The sequence below is a fragment of the Microbacterium oleivorans genome, from assembly GCF_001644225.1.
In the GTDB taxonomy this organism is placed as follows: Bacteria; Actinomycetota; Actinomycetes; order Actinomycetales; family Microbacteriaceae; genus Microbacterium; species Microbacterium gawkjiense.
Window position 1 is genome coordinate 187143 of record NZ_LSTV01000004.1, and the last position, 13958, is coordinate 201100.

Consider the following 13958-nt stretch of genomic DNA (forward strand, 5'->3'; position numbering starts at 1 on the left):
CCGCCGCTCACATCCAGACGACGCGGAACGAGCCGACGGCCACGGCGACCGCGATCGCCACGGCCACGATCGCCAACGCACCGGCGACCGCGACCACGTCCCGGCGGGACAGGCGCGAGGTGCGGGCCCACGTGCGTTCGACGGGCGCGCCGAATCCGCGCGCCTCCATCGCGGTCGCCAGGCGGGTACCGCGACGCACCGCGAAGACGAGGAGCACGAACGCCATCGAGAAGAACCGGCGCACGGCGTTCCGGTCCCCCACGCCGCGCGCCCGCCGCGCGAGGCGCATGGCCCGCCAGTCGTCGACGAACAGCCCGAGCGTGCGCGTCCCGGCGAGCACCCCGAGCACGAGTCGTGCGGGCAGCCGCACGATCTGAGCGAGCGCCGCGGCGAGTTCGATCGGGTCGACGCGGCTGAACAGCAGGACCGTCGGGAGCGCGAGCGCGATGACCCGCACCCCGACCGCCACCGCGAATCCGATCGACGCGTCGCTGATCGTCGCGTACCAGAACGAGGCGTACACCCGCCCGCCCGGCTCGGCGTACAGCAGCATGCTCAGCCCTGCGACCGGCATCAGCACGAGCACGGGCGCCATCCGTCGCAGCGTCGCTCCGAACCCGATCCCGGTCAGCGGGATGCACAGCACCATCAACACGACGGCGACGCCGGCGCTGACCACGTCGATCGTCGTCAGCAGCGGGATGGCCAGGACGAAGGCGAGGAGGATGCGGACCGCCGGGTTCACCCCGTCGAGCCACGCGTCCCGCCTCGCGGTCCCGGTGCCGGCCGCCGCGAGGGTCATGACGCGACCGCCGCGAGCTCGATGTGCCGTCCGCCGAGCAGCCGCACCGCGTCCTCGTCGTGCGTCACCGCGACGACCGCGCGCCCGTCGGCGACCTGCGCCTGCAGCAGCGAGACGATGCCGGCCCAGCCGCGACGGTCCTGCCCGAACGTCGGCTCATCGAGGACGATCACCTCGGGCGACGTGGCGAGGACCGTGGCCACCGACAGCCGCCGCTTCTGACCGCCCGACAGCGTGAACGGATTGGCGCGCGCGAGCGCGGTGAGCCCGAGCTCGTCGAGCAGCCGGTCCACGACGGCGTCGATCTCGCGGGGCGGGCGCCGGAGGGCGCGCGGCCCGACCTCGAGTTCCGCGCGCACCGTCGAGGCGAGGAACTGGTGCTCGGGATCCTGGAACACGGTGCCGATCCGGGTGAGGAGCTCGCGCGAACTCCAGCGGGAAGGCCGCGCCCCCCGACGCCCCGCGGGCACGGTGCCCGCCTCGACGGTCCCGGCGAACTCCGGCAGGAGTCCCGCGAGGGTCAGTGCGAGGGTGGACTTGCCGACGCCGTTGGGTCCGGTGATGACGGATGCCGCTCCCGCCGCCACCTCGAGGTCCAATCCCTCGCGCACCGGCGTCCGCCCGTCCCGCGAGACGGCCAGCCCCCTCGCCCGGAGGGCGGCGGGGACGTCCGCCGCCACCGCCGGCAGCGCGGGCAGGTCGACGGGATGACCGGGCAGCCAGACCCCGGCCGCGAGCAGGGTCTCCGCGTGGCGGGTGAACACCTCGGCGGGTGTTCCGTCCGCGAGCAGACCCCCCTCGGCGTCGAGGACCACGACCCGCGTCATGAGGTCCACCCACACGTCCGTCCGGTGCTCGATCACGACGAGGGTGGCGCCCGTGGCCTCCACCGCCCGTCCGACCGCGGCGCGCACCTCGCGGACCCCGACGGGGTCGAGGTTGGCGGTCGGCTCGTCGAGCAGCAGCAGACCCGCGTCCATCGCGAGGGCGCCCGCGATCGCGAGGCGCTGCTTCTGGCCGCCCGAGAGCCGCGCGGTCTCGCGGTCGAGCGGGACGTCGAGCCCGACGGCGTCGAGCGCGGCGCGCACCCGCGCCGGGATGCGTTCGGGCGGGACGCCGAGGTTCTCGCAACCGAATGCCACGTCGTCGCCGACGCGGGAGAGCACGACCCCGGCGTCGGGATCCTGCAGGACGAGCCCGACACGGCCGCGCTGCGTGCTCGGGTCGGCGCCGTCGATCGTCATCCGACCCGACGCCTCGCCGTCCTCGTCACCGCCGAGCAGCCCCGCCATTCCCGCGAGGAGCGTCGACTTGCCCGCGCCCGATGCACCGAGCAGGAGCACGCGCTCGCCGGGGGCGATGTCGAGGTCGACGTCCGCGACGGCCGGTCGGCGGCGGCCCGCGTAGCGCCACCCCCAGCCGCGTGCGCGGAGTCCGGCCGGGCGGGACTCGGTGGTCAGACCTCGTCCGCCTGTTCTCGACCCGCGGCGAACCGGCTGAGGGCACCGGTTTTCGCGAGAGCCCGGACGAGCAGCCAGCCCACGACGCCGGCGAGCACGACACCCGACACGATGATCGTGCCGAGGTAGATGAGGTTGAACTCGAGCGTCTTCAGGACGTTCGGGGTCGAGCCGAAGAACAGTTCGAAGATCCACGCGGCGACGCCCGCGCCGACGCCGGCGAGCGCGGCCACGCCGATGCCGAAGCGGCGGTAGAGGAACACCGCGAAGATGAGCTCCGCGCCGAGGCCCTGGACGAGGCCCGACAGCAGCGTCGACGGGCCCCAGATGTTGCCGATCGTGGCAGAGACGGCCGCGGCGACGACCTCGACGAGCAGCGCGGCGCCGGGCTTCCGGATCACGAGGCCGCCGATGACACCGCCGATGAGCCAGATGCCGACCGCGAAGCCGCCGAGGCCGGGGGTCGCGGCATCCATCACCTCGAACCAGCCGTAACCGACACCGTTCCAGAACCAGAACAGCAGGCCCACCGCGACACCGAGGACGGCGGCGACGACGATGTCGACGACACGCCAGCGGTAGCGGTTCGGCGACGAGGTGGTCCGGGTCTCGGACGTGGACGCGACAGCGTGCATTTCTCTCTCCTCCCTGCGCCGGCATGATCCGGATCAGGTTCGACGGTCGAAGCGTGGATCGCTTCCTCTCAGCCCGGCTCACCGGACTCCCGTGGTCGTGCGTCGAGTATAGCGACAGGGAGAGCGCGCTACCGTTATCCGGTGACCGTGGACGATGCTCCCCTGACGCGCCGGCGCCTGCGCGAGTCGACGCAGGCTTCCCCCACCGCGGGGCGTCGTGTCGCACTGGCGTGGATCGACGACGAGGGACGATCACTCGCCGCCGCCCCGGCACGCCGTGCGGAGCAATTCGACATGCTGCCGCCCCTGCGCCGCCGCCGACGCGTACGTGCGGGTGCGGTCGGCATCCCGGCCCTCGCCGTCTCAGGCCTCGCCATCGCCTACACCGCGGCCATGCTGTTGTGGCCGCTCGACAACATCGCCCCCTCCGCGACTGCCTCGGACTCGGCTTCGATCGTGGGCTCGCCGAGCGCGATCGCGTGGCCGGCGGACGGCGCTGCTGCGGTGGGGGTCTCCGGCTTCGCCCCGGCCGTCTCGACGGACACGCCCGCGCAGATGGCGAGCACGACCAAGCTGGTGACCGCCCTCGTCATCCTCGACCAGGCGCCCCTCGCCGCCGGCGAGCAGGGTCCCGAGTACTCGTTCACGTACGCCGACCGCCTGGAGTACTGGGACTACGTCGGGCAGAACCAGTCGGCGCTCAACGTCCCCGACGACGGCTCGCTGACCGAGTACCAGATGCTTCAGGGCATGCTCATCGCCTCGGCGAGCAACTACGCCGACCGTCTCGCGACCGACGCGTTCGGCTCCGTCGAGGAGTACGTCACCGCCGCGAATGCGTGGCTCGCCGAGAACGGGCTCGACGGCATCACGGTGACGGATGCCTCCGGCTACGACCGCGGCAACGTCGCCACCCCGGCGGCCATGGTCGCCCTCGCCGAGAAGGCGCTCGCCAACCCCGTGATCGCCGAGATCGTCGCCACGGAGACCGCGGAGCTCCCCGGCGCCGGCGAGTTCGAGAACACCAACGCCCTGCTCGGCACCGACGGCGTCCTGGGTCTGAAGACCGGCAGCTACGCGGGCTACTACAACCTCGTCGCCGCGCGCACGGTCGACCTCGGCGGCGGCCCCACGGCCCTGTTCGCCTCCGTGGCCGGCGCGCCGACGGACGGCGCCCGCGTCGACGATACCGAAGCCCTGCTCGACGCCGTCGCGCAGGAGGCGTCCGTCACCTCCACCCTCCCCTCCGGCACGGTGGTCGCCGAGGTCACCACGGCCTGGGGCGCGAAGACCACGCTCGTCACCGACGAGGACGCCGATCTGCACCTGTGGAACGGTGCGACGGCGACGGCCGAGGCATCCTTCGACATCGAGGCGGATGCCGCGGCCGGAGCGGATGCGGGCACGCTCGTCCTCTCGGGGCCGGCCGACCAGGTCGAGGTGCCGGTGAGCGTGAAGACCGCGATCTCCGGCCCCGACCCGTGGTGGCGCCTCACGCACCCGATGCAGCTCGTGGGCGGCGGCGACTGAGACTCAGGCGAAGCGGACGGTCTGCTGCAGTCGCGTCCGCACGTCGAAGAGCTCGTTGCCGCCGATGTCGCGCGCACCGCTGACGCCGCGGCGGAGGACCGTCGCGAGGACGCTGCGGGCGACGACGGCGACGGGCAGACCCTTCACCTTGCCGAGTTCCTCCACCGCCGTCGCGACGTCGTCGTCGGGGAGGACGACGAGCGCGGCGCTGAACCGCACCTTCGCCGCACGGCCGAGCGCGCGCGCCGCGAGCACGAGCTGCGCGACGGGAGCGCCGACGACCGCGTCGCCCTCGAGCTCACCGCGGCGGGTGCGCACCGGCGCGCCGAAGTCCTCCGACAGCACGGCGTAGAGACCGCTCGGCCCCAGCACGATGTGGTCGAGCTTCGCGTCCGGGTTCCGCGCGTCGGCCGCCACGTCGTGCCACACGGTGTACCCCATGCCGAGTTCGGCGACGATCCGGGCCGTCGCCTCCTCGGCGAGCGCATCCGCGAGCAGGCGGCGCACCTCGTGCGGCGCGCTGCGGACGAGGGCGGGATCGTACGGGTCGGCGAGGTCCACCCCGCGACCCGCCCATTCGCGGATCAGGTCGAGGTACCGCTCGCGACGCCAGCCGCCGGGCTGCCCGAACGAGCGGGCGCGCGGCCGGGTGTCGGCCTGCCGGGCCGGGGGCCGCCACATCGGGGCCGACGGATCCGGGCCGTACGAGGCGGTCTCACCGAAGCCGTGGCCGCGGTCGTACGCCGCGCGGGCCTCGGCGGTCCCCACGAGCTCCCACGCGCGCTGCACCTGCACGAACTGCGCGGCGTCGCCGCCGGTGTCGGGATGCGTCTGCCGCAGACGCAACCGGTAGGCCTTGCGCAGGTCGTCATCGCTCGCGTCGGCGGTCACGCCGAGGACCTCGTACGCCGACGCGGAGAGGGGACTGTCGAACACGTCAGCTCCAGAGGGGGACGCTCGGGCGGAACGCGAGCGCGGTGTCGGCGGTCTCAGCGGGGACCTCGTTCAGGCGGGCCGGCTGCCAGCGCGGCGCCCGGTCCTTGTCGACGAGTTGCGCGCGGATCCCCTCGACGAGGTCGGGCTGGGTGCGGCCGAACCATTCGACGAGCGCGTACTCCTGCGCCAGGGCCGCGCGCAGGTCCGGCAGCCCGCGTGCCGAGCGCACGGCGGCGAGGGTGACGGTCAGCGCGGTCGGAGCCTGGGTCTCGAGCAGGTCCGCCGTGGCCGCGGCATCCGCTTCGGGGCGCTCGCGAAGGCGGGCGATGATCTCGGCGACCGTGTCGGCGGCGAACGCGTCGTCGATCCACGCGCGCGAGGCGGCGAGACGACCGGGTTCGGGGGTCTCGTCGAACAGCATCGCGATCTCGGTCGGTGTGTCGGGGTCGGCCCGCGTGACGAGGGCGTGGCGCACGTCGCCGAGGCGGTCGGCGGGCACGAGGTGGTCGGCGAAACCGGCGTGGATCGCGTCGGCGGCATCCATCGTCCCGCCCGTCAGGGCGAGGTACTCGCCGACCCGTCCCGGCGCGCGGCCGAGCAGCCACGACCCGCCCACGTCGGGGGTGAAGCCGATACGGGTCTCGGGCATCGCGAGTCGGGAGCGCTCGGTGACCAGGCGCACCGAGGCGTGGCCCGCCAGTCCGATGCCGCCGCCCATCGTCACGCCGTCGGCGAAGACGACGACCTGCTTCGGGTACTCGGCGATCCTCGCGTTCAGCGCGTACTCGTCGCGGAAGAACGCCATCGCCGCCTCGGCCTCGCCCGCCAGGATCTGCTCGCGCAGCGCGCGGACGTCGCCGCCCGCGCAGAAGCCCCGCTCGCCCGCGCCGTCGAGCAGGATCAGGCGGATGTCGGGGTGATGCTCCCACGCGTCGAGCGCGTCGGCGATGCCGCGGATCATGCCGTGGTCGACGGCGTTGATCGCCTCGGGCCGGTTCAGCGTGATGCGTCCGACGCTCCCCTCCGCACGGACAAGCAGACGGGATGCCGCGGGTTCACTCACCCGGGCAACGTTACCGGCCGGATCCTCGGTGCCGGCCGAGCGCGTCAGGCCTGCGCGGGTCGTACCGTCCGGCGACGCGGCGCCCGCACGGGCCCGTCCGCCGCGGCATCCGGTCGCTGCACCGGGATCTCCGTCGTCACGAGCTCGACGACATCCACTGGCTCGTCGTCGGCCTCGAGGCGCAGGGCCTGGACGAGGGCGAGCCCGTGTCGCGTGGTGATGACGAGGCGCTGAAACTCGGGGTCGCCGTCGAGGTCGATCACGACCGAGGGGCGTCGCCGCCGCACGAGCACGAAATCGTCGCCGCCGGCGGAGCGCCACCGCCCCATCGCGACGGTCCGCGGGATGACGGTGCCGGGTGTCGGCACCCCGCGCAGCCACGTCCACGGGTCGTCGACGAGCTGCACCTTCGCGATGTGGGTGCGCTCGACGCGGACGGCGTCCTTGCGGAACGACAGCGCACGCTCGGTGGCCGAGAGCGCGACCTCCAGTCGCGACGAGTCGAGCAGCAGCGTCACCATGGAATCAGTCTGCCAAACGCGTCCGGTGCGACGGATGCCGCATCCGCAACGATCCGGTCTCAGCCATCCGCCTCAGCCCTGGATGCGGGGGAACGAACCGGTCGGCGGGGCGAACTCGTCGATCGCGTGCGGCAACGGGAACTGGGCCACGGCGGCGATGAGCCCGGCGACCGTCTGCTCCTTCGCGATCACGCTGACTCCCAGCCCGGCGCGACGGGCGTCCTTCGCCGTGCGGGGACCGATCGCGGCGATCACGGTGCCGGCGGGGATCTCGGGGAACTGCTCGTGGACCTGTTCGGCGACGGAGCCACTGGTGACGAGGATCGCGTTGATGCGCCCGGAACGGACGTCGGTGGCCACCTTCTCGGTGACCGGCACGCCGACGGTGCGGTACGCCACGACACTGCGGACGTCGTGCCCCGCCTCGACGAGCAGCCGCGTCAGGACGGGCTTGGCCAGTTCGCTGCGGAGCGTCAGCACCCGCATGGGCTTCGGCTCAAGGGCGATGAGCTGCGCCGCCATCCCCGCAGCCGAGTTGTCGTCGTCGGGGACCAGATCGACGCGGTAGCCGACGGCGCCGAGCGCCGCGGCCGTCGTCTCGCCCACGGCGGCGACGCGGGTGGTGGAGGGGATCACCGCACGGTAGGCGTGGAGGACGTCGACGGTCGTCGAACTCGTGAGGGTCACCCAGTCGAAGGCGCCCGCCGCGAGGTCGCGGAGCGCCGACTCGAGGTCGGTCGGGTCCTCGGACGGGGCGAAGTTGATGAGCGGCGCGATCACCGGCGTCGCTCCCTGCGCGCGCAGCGCCGCGGCGACGCTGTCTCCCCAGGGACCCCCGCGCGGGACGAGCACCCGCCAGCCCTTGAGGGGCTTCGGTGCTGCCGCAGCAGGTGTGTTCATGGTTCGACTCTCGTGTCGGCGGTGGCCGCCCCCGAGCGAGACGGCCGACGCTCAGCGGAGGGATGCGCGCAGATGCGCACGTTCGGGACCCTGTCGTCGGCAGCATCTGCACCATCGCCGCTGCCTGCTCCGAGCATACCCCGGGTCGTCAGCGGCGACGCGGCGACGGGATCCGCCGCACCGATCAGCGCGTGTACAGCCGGACGGCTCCCCAGACGACGAGCCCGATGGCGGCGGCGACACCGACCGCGGCGACGACGGCACCCGAGGGGTTGCGGTCCGCGAACTCGCGGGCCGAGACCTGGGCGCGCCGCGTAGCGCGGGCGGCGCGCTTGGGGACGTTCGCCTTCTCCTCGATCGCGGCGAGCGCGGCCTTCAACTCGGCGCGCGCACGCTCGACGGGGTCCGTGATGCCGAGCGGAACGGCGGTGCGGGGCAGGTCAGAACTCATCGGCCACTTCCTTCACGATTCGGGCGTCGGTCGACAGGGCCTTCGCGGGGTTCTCACGGTTCTTCATGCGCTTGATCCGCAGCATCCCGAGGATCCCGAAGATCACCACGAGCAGCAGACCGAGCACGACGAGGATGAGCGCCGCCAGCCAGGGCGCCATCCACGAGGACAGACCGATGACCGTGAAGGCACCGATCGCCGGGAGGGTCCAGAACAGGACGAACAGCGCCAGGACGAACCAGAGGCCGACGACGCCGGCATCCTTCCCGGTCCGCGTCGCCCAGGCCTTCGCCGCGTTGATCTCGGCGACGATGAGGTTCTTGACGAGCTCGGGGAGCTCGCCGACGAGACCGAGGAGGCTGTCGTCACCCCGGTCGCGGAATCCGCGAGGCGTGCTCATGAGGCGGACGAGGACTTCTTGGTGCCGGTGCCGGAGGAACGCTTCGCGGTACCCGAGCCGGTCGACCGCTTCGCGGAGCTCGACACGGCGTCGGCGGTCGTCTCGGCGGCATCCTTCACGTCGTCGGCGGCGTCCTTCGACGCGTCGAGGGCGGCGTCGAGTTTGTCTCCCGCGGTGCCTTTCGTGGTGGCGGCGCGGGTGATCTTCACCGCGCTGCTCCACAGCACGCTCGGCAGGGCGAAGGCCGCCGACTTGCCGAACTCGCCGACCTTGTCGACCTGCTTCTGGACGGCGGGGGTGTTGTAGACGCGCAGGTACGCGTCCTTGATCTGCTCGTAGCGCTGGCGGCCCGCACGGGCCCCGAGCACGTAGCCGGCGGTGAGCCCGACGACGATTCCGATCTTGCCCTTCATGGCGATTCCTCACGTTCGAAGCGATGTGATGCCGAGGACCCAGCGTAACGGCGCATTCCGTTCGCGGCATCCACCCTTGACAGGCGGCTCAGGTGGAGGCAGCCTGCCCGTCCGCGTGCCACAGCAGGCCGGATCGGATGCGCTCCGCTTCGTCCTTCGCATCGGCGACGACGCGGGTGAGGCCGGTGCCGTCGACCCACGCGCCGACGACGCCGAGCCGCTCGTCCTGCCGGACGGCGCGGCGCACCTCGTCCCGCGCGGGTGACAGGGCGGAGGACGGCAGCGACCGCGGCCAGCGGGCGCGGTGCGTGCCGCGCACGGTGCCCAGGTCGACGCCGAGCAGCTCGGCGGCGGCGGCCGTGGACGCGGCGATCGCGTCGCCGTCGGGCAGGTCGCTCGCCGGTGTCGTCACCCGGACGATGTGCGGCTCGCCCGCGCGATGCGGCCAGGTCGCCGTCGCGTGCACGACCGCGATCGCCGCCGCGGCGCCGGGAGCCGCGTAGACGGCGTGACCGCGCGGGCGGGCGTCGAGGGCGGGGGCATCGAGGACGAGCGTCACGACGTCGACGTCGTCGGGCGAGAGGACCGCGCCGTCGAGGCCGGGCAGGTGAGGCGCGAGCAGTCGCCGAGCGGGCCCCTCGGGGGTCGCGACGATGACCGCGTCGACGTCGAGCGTCTGCTCCTCGTCCTCCGCCGTCCACGTCACGGTCCAGCCGTCGTCGGTGCGCCGCAGCCCCGTGGCCGCGGTTGCGGTGCGGACGTCGACCTCGAGGTCGGCGAGGCGCTGCGCGACCGCGTCGACGAAGACCGACATGCCGCCCTCGATCGTGGCGCGCGAGGGCCCGGCGTCGCCGTCGGGCAACTGCTGCGCGACGGCGCCCGAGAGCGAACCGGTGCGCGTGAGCGCGGCGTTGAGGCCGCGGGCGGCCCGGTCGACGTCGACTTCCTCGGGAGGGACGCCGTGGATGCCGAAGGTCAGCGGCGCGACCATCCGCTCGAGGACCCGCGCGCCCATCCTGCTCTCGACGAGGGCCCCGAGGCTGCGCTGGGCGCCGATCGTCAGCGGCGGCCGCAGCCGGTCGACGTAGGCGCGCCAGGTACCCGACCATCCGATGATGCGGCGTACGCGGGCGTCGAAGGCGTTGGCGGGGATGCCGAGGATCGACGCATCCGGCAGCGGCGCGACCCCGTGCGCGCCGGCGACCCAGGTCTCGGCCTCGCGCGCCGACACGACCGCGCCCCGGAGGCCGAGGTCGTCCAGGAGCTCCTGCAGGGCACCCGGGGCGACGCGGAAGCCGTCGGCGGCGACATCGACCCGCCGGCCGTCGAGCTCGGCGGAGGCGACGATGCCGCCGAGTCGGTCCCCCGCCTCGAACAGGGTCACCCGGATGCCGAGCTTGGCGCACTCGAGCGCTGCGACGAGCCCGGCGACACCGCCTCCGAGGACGGCGACGCGCGCACGTCGCGCCTGCGAGATGAGATCGGGGGCGGCCGCGGCATCCATGCTGTCCATCCTCCCCCACCCCGCGTGAGCCGAGAGTGGGAACATGGACGCATGGCCCTCCACATCACCGGCGACGAGGCCGCCGACGCGCTCCTCACCGACGAACCGCTCGCCCTCCTGATCGGGATGCTGCTCGACCAGCAGATCGCGATGGAGACGGCCTTCGCCGGGCCGCTGAAGATCCGCGATCGCACGGGCGGGCTCGACGCCGCCGGCATCGCCGCCGCAGACCCCGAGGAGTTCGCCGCCGCGTTCGGTCAGACCCCGGCCGTGCACCGCTTCCCCGGGTCGATGGCCGGTCGCGTGCAGGCGCTGTGCCAGGCACTCGTCGATGAGTGGGGCGGGGATGCCGCTGCGCTGTGGACCGAGGGCGACTTGGACGGCGCAACCGTCCTGAAGCGGCTGAAGGCACTGCCGGGCTTCGGCGACCAGAAGGCGAGGATCTTCCTCGCGCTCCTCGGCAAGCAGTACGGCTTCACGGGAGCCGGCTGGCGCGACGCCGCCGGCGCCTACGGGGAAGAGGGCTCGTTCCGCTCCGTCGCCGACATCGTCTCGCCGGAATCACTCGCGAAGGTCCGCGAGCACAAGCGCGCCGCCAAAGCCGCCGCGAAGGCCGCGAAGGGCTGAGCCATGGAGCGCACGGGGCGCGACGTCGACGAGTTCGTCGCGCAGGTCACACCCGCGAAGCGCCGCTCGGATGCCGAGACCCTCGTCGCGCTGATGCGTGAGCTCACCGGGCGCGAGCCGCAGATGTGGACCGGATCGATCATCGGCTTCGGCGCCTGCCGTTACCGTTACGCCACCGGCACCACGGGCGAGATGCCGCTGCTCGGCTTCTCGCCCCGCAAGGCCGCCACGACGATCTACCTCGACCGGACCGACGCGCACACGGAGGCGCTCGCGAGGCTCGGGCCGCACACGACGGGCGCCGGCTGCCTCTACGTGAAGGACCTCGCGACGGTCGACGAGGGCGTGCTGCGAGGCATCCTCTCCGACACCCTGCGCCGGGTCGTCGACGACGAGCTGCCGGGCGCGACGATCACCGTCCTCGACTGACCGGCCCTTCGCGGGACGGAACGCATTTCAGCGCTTCCGCGCACCCGCCGAGCGTTCGACGAGCACCGCGACGACCAGCACGACGACGATCGCGAGCAGCATCCCGCGAGCGATCCAGGCTGCGCCGCTGTCGACGATCTCACCGTCGCGCAGCCCGAGCACGACGAGCAGGGCTCCCAGTCCCTGCGCACGCGGGGTGCCCCCGGCATCCGATTCGACCGCTGCCGACACCGGAACGGCGACGAGGAACGACAGCGCGATCGCCACGACCGCGCAGAGGAGCGCGATCAGATGCGCGACGATCCGCACCGCGCTACGCCCGACTCAGGCGCCGCGGAGGCGCGGAGCGAGGTAGGCGTGCAGCTCGGTCAGGGCCACGCGCTCCTGCGCCATCGAGTCGCGGTCGCGGATGGTCACGGCGTCGTCGTCGAGCGAGTCGAAGTCGACCGTGACGCAGAACGGCGTACCGATCTCGTCCTGACGGCGGTAGCGGCGGCCGATCGCGCCGGCGTCGTCGAAGTCGACGTTCCAGCCGTTCGCCCGCAGGTCGTCGGCCACCTTGCGGGCCAGCGGCGACAGGCGCTCGTTGCGGCTGAGCGGCAGCACCGCCACCTTGACGGGCGCGAGGCGCGGGTCGAGGCCGAGCACCGTGCGGGTGTCGGTGCCACCCCTCGCGTTCGGCACCTCCTCCTCGCGGTACGCGTCGACGAGGAACGCCATCATGGCGCGGGTCAGACCGAACGACGGCTCGATGACGTACGGGACGTAGGTCTCGCCGGATGCCTGATCGAAGTAGGTGAGCTTCTGCCCGGAGGCCTCGATGTGGCTCGACAGGTCGTAGTCGGTGCGGTTGGCGACACCCATCAGCTCGCCCCACTCCTTGCCCGCGAAACCGAAGCGGTACTCGACGTCGATCGTGCCGGCGGAGTAGTGCGCGCGGTCCTCCTCGGGCACGTCGAACTGACGCATGTTCTCGGGGTCGATGCCGAGGTCGATGAACCAGTTCCAGCAGGCCTGCACCCAGTGGTCGAACCACTCGCCCGCCTCGGCCGGCGGCGTGAAGAACTCGATCTCCATCTGCTCGAACTCGCGCGTGCGGAAGATGAAGTTGCCGGGGGTGATCTCGTTGCGGAACGCCTTGCCGACCTGGCCGATGCCGAACGGCGGCTTCTTGCGGCTCGCGGTGAGGACGTTCGAGAAGTTCACGAAGATGCCCTGCGCCGTCTCGGGACGCAGGAAGTAGAGGCCGCTCTCGTCGTCGACGACGCCGAGGTAGGTCTTCACGAGACCCGAGAACGACTTCGGCTCGGTGTACTGGCCCTTCGTGCCGCAGTTCGGGCAGGGCACGTCGCCGAGACCGTTCTCGGCCGTGCGTCCCTTGCGCGCCTCGAAGTCCTCGATGAGCGTGTCCTCGCGGAACCGCTTGTGGCACTGCAGGCACTCCACGAGCGGGTCGGTGAAGGTCGCGACGTGACCCGACGCCTCCCAGACGCGCTTGGGGAGGATGATCGACGAGTCGAGCCCGACCATGTCGCCGCGACCGCGGACGAAGGTCTGCCACCACTGCTGCCGGATGTTCTCCTTCAGCTCCGTGCCGAGGGGACCGTAGTCCCACGCCGACCGCGACCCGCCGTAGATCTCGCCCGCCTGGAAGACGAACCCGCGGTGACGGGCGAGGGCGATGACTTTGTCGAGACGGGACTGCTCGGCCACGGTGGCTCCAATGGTCGTCGTGAAGAGGGTGCGCGAGGGCGCGGACGCCGCGACACGCGGCATCCCTCAGTCTATCCGGGCCCGTTCCGGCGCTCGACGAAGGTCAGGAGACGAAGCGGATGCTGAGGGGCGGCGTGTACCACTGCCCCTGGCTCGCCTTCACGGCCGCGACGATCTCGATCACGAGGGCGTAGACGCCCACCGCGAGCAGCAGCAGGAACCCGATGCCGATCAACGACAGCGGGATGCACACGAACGCGGCGATGAGCACCGTGAGCTGGAAGTTGAGGGCGGCGGCGCTGTGGGCGCGGATGAACGGCCCCCGGTCGCGCAGTACGAGGTAGACGACGAGCGCGCCCACGAACGAGAGGAAGATGCCGCTCAGATGGGTCAGCGTCGCCCACAGCTTCTCGTCCTCGGGACGCAGCGGCGGCGCGACCGGGTACGGCTGCGCGGGCGGCGGGGGCGGGGGCATCGTCATGGCGCCAGCGTAGGGGGCAGGGGCGGGATGCCGCGAACCTCGTCACGCGGCTGGAGTAACCGATACGTTCGACGTGGGCACGTTCGTCGTGCC

At 72.6% G+C, this 13958-nt stretch carries 17 protein-coding genes and 1 riboswitch; of the genes, 3 read left to right on the plus strand and 14 right to left on the minus strand.

Annotation, left to right across the window (positions count from 1 at the left end; genetic code table 11):
- Positions 1-7: 7 nt before the first annotated feature.
- The 3 genes from AYL44_RS11410 to AYL44_RS11420 form a co-directional block, all read right to left on the minus strand.
- Positions 8-802: an energy-coupling factor transporter transmembrane component T family protein gene (locus AYL44_RS11410; RefSeq protein WP_064003408.1), complete on the minus strand. Its 795-nt coding sequence runs from the start codon at positions 800-802 to the stop codon at positions 8-10.
- The gene (locus AYL44_RS11415) at positions 799-2145 is read right to left on the minus strand and encodes an ABC transporter ATP-binding protein (RefSeq protein WP_064003409.1); all 1347 of its coding nucleotides are present in this window, start codon (positions 2143-2145) and stop codon (positions 799-801) included. The genes AYL44_RS11410 and AYL44_RS11415 overlap by 4 nt, the downstream gene beginning before the upstream one ends.
- A gap of 113 nt (positions 2146-2258) precedes the next feature.
- Positions 2259-2897 carry an ECF transporter S component gene (locus AYL44_RS11420; RefSeq protein ID WP_064003410.1) on the minus strand — a complete coding sequence of 213 codons (639 nt, stop codon included), beginning with the start codon at positions 2895-2897 and terminating at the stop codon, positions 2259-2261.
- Positions 2891-3000, minus strand: a riboswitch (TPP riboswitch). It overlaps the preceding gene by 7 nt.
- A 38-nt stretch (positions 3001-3038) precedes the next feature.
- On the opposite strand from AYL44_RS11420, the gene AYL44_RS11425 reads away from it, so the two are divergent.
- Positions 3039-4427, plus strand: a complete 1389-nt coding sequence (locus AYL44_RS11425) for a D-alanyl-D-alanine carboxypeptidase family protein (RefSeq protein ID WP_064003411.1) — start codon at positions 3039-3041, stop codon at positions 4425-4427.
- A 3-nt stretch (positions 4428-4430) separates the two neighbouring features.
- On the opposite strand, the gene AYL44_RS11430 is transcribed toward AYL44_RS11425, so the two are convergent.
- The 8 genes from AYL44_RS11430 to AYL44_RS11465 all read right to left on the minus strand — a co-directional run bounded on the left by AYL44_RS11430 (position 4431) and on the right by AYL44_RS11465 (position 10615).
- Positions 4431-5363 (minus strand): J domain-containing protein, encoded by a 933-nt coding sequence (locus tag AYL44_RS11430; RefSeq protein WP_064003412.1) that lies wholly within the window; start codon positions 5361-5363, stop codon positions 4431-4433.
- 1 nt (position 5364) lies between these two features.
- The gene (locus AYL44_RS11435; protein ID WP_064003413.1) at positions 5365-6426 is read right to left on the minus strand and encodes an enoyl-CoA hydratase/isomerase family protein; all 1062 of its coding nucleotides are present in this window, start codon (positions 6424-6426) and stop codon (positions 5365-5367) included.
- A gap of 44 nt (positions 6427-6470) precedes the next feature.
- Positions 6471-6947, minus strand: a complete 477-nt coding sequence (locus AYL44_RS11440; protein ID WP_064003414.1) for a hypothetical protein — start codon at positions 6945-6947, stop codon at positions 6471-6473.
- A gap of 72 nt (positions 6948-7019) precedes the next feature.
- Complete coding sequence (locus AYL44_RS11445) at positions 7020-7847, minus strand: uroporphyrinogen-III synthase (protein WP_064003415.1); 828 nt, start codon at positions 7845-7847, stop codon at positions 7020-7022.
- 184 nt (positions 7848-8031) lie between these two features.
- The gene (locus tag AYL44_RS11450; RefSeq protein ID WP_064003416.1) at positions 8032-8298 is read right to left on the minus strand and encodes a hypothetical protein; all 267 of its coding nucleotides are present in this window, start codon (positions 8296-8298) and stop codon (positions 8032-8034) included.
- Positions 8288-8698, minus strand: coding sequence for a phage holin family protein (locus AYL44_RS11455; RefSeq protein ID WP_064003417.1), 411 nt, complete (start codon positions 8696-8698; stop codon positions 8288-8290). Before AYL44_RS11455 ends, AYL44_RS11450 begins: the two co-directional genes overlap by 11 nt.
- Entirely contained in the window at positions 8695-9111 is a 417-nt protein-coding gene (locus AYL44_RS11460) for a hypothetical protein (RefSeq protein ID WP_064003418.1), read from the minus strand. The genes AYL44_RS11455 and AYL44_RS11460 overlap by 4 nt, the downstream gene beginning before the upstream one ends.
- A gap of 88 nt (positions 9112-9199) precedes the next feature.
- On the minus strand, positions 9200-10615 hold the full coding sequence (locus tag AYL44_RS11465) for a protoporphyrinogen/coproporphyrinogen oxidase (RefSeq protein WP_064003419.1): 1416 nt from the start codon (positions 10613-10615) through the stop codon (positions 9200-9202).
- A 51-nt stretch (positions 10616-10666) separates the two neighbouring features.
- Between AYL44_RS11465 and AYL44_RS11470 the strand changes: the two genes are divergently transcribed.
- On the plus strand, positions 10667-11242 hold the full coding sequence (locus AYL44_RS11470; RefSeq protein ID WP_064003420.1) for an HhH-GPD-type base excision DNA repair protein: 576 nt from the start codon (positions 10667-10669) through the stop codon (positions 11240-11242).
- Between the two features lie 3 nt (positions 11243-11245).
- Entirely contained in the window at positions 11246-11671 is a 426-nt protein-coding gene (locus tag AYL44_RS11475; RefSeq protein ID WP_064003421.1) for a DUF1801 domain-containing protein, read from the plus strand.
- 27 nt (positions 11672-11698) lie between these two features.
- Here the strand turns inward: AYL44_RS11475 and AYL44_RS11480 are convergent, their stop codons facing one another.
- From AYL44_RS11480 to AYL44_RS11490, 3 genes are all read right to left on the minus strand, one after another.
- The gene (locus AYL44_RS11480) at positions 11699-11980 is read right to left on the minus strand and encodes a hypothetical protein (protein ID WP_064003422.1); all 282 of its coding nucleotides are present in this window, start codon (positions 11978-11980) and stop codon (positions 11699-11701) included.
- A 15-nt stretch (positions 11981-11995) separates the two neighbouring features.
- Positions 11996-13384, minus strand: a complete 1389-nt coding sequence (locus AYL44_RS11485) for a glycine--tRNA ligase (RefSeq protein ID WP_064003474.1) — start codon at positions 13382-13384, stop codon at positions 11996-11998.
- A 103-nt stretch (positions 13385-13487) separates the two neighbouring features.
- Entirely contained in the window at positions 13488-13865 is a 378-nt protein-coding gene (locus AYL44_RS11490; RefSeq protein ID WP_064003423.1) for a DUF4870 domain-containing protein, read from the minus strand.
- Positions 13866-13958 lie beyond the last annotated feature (93 nt).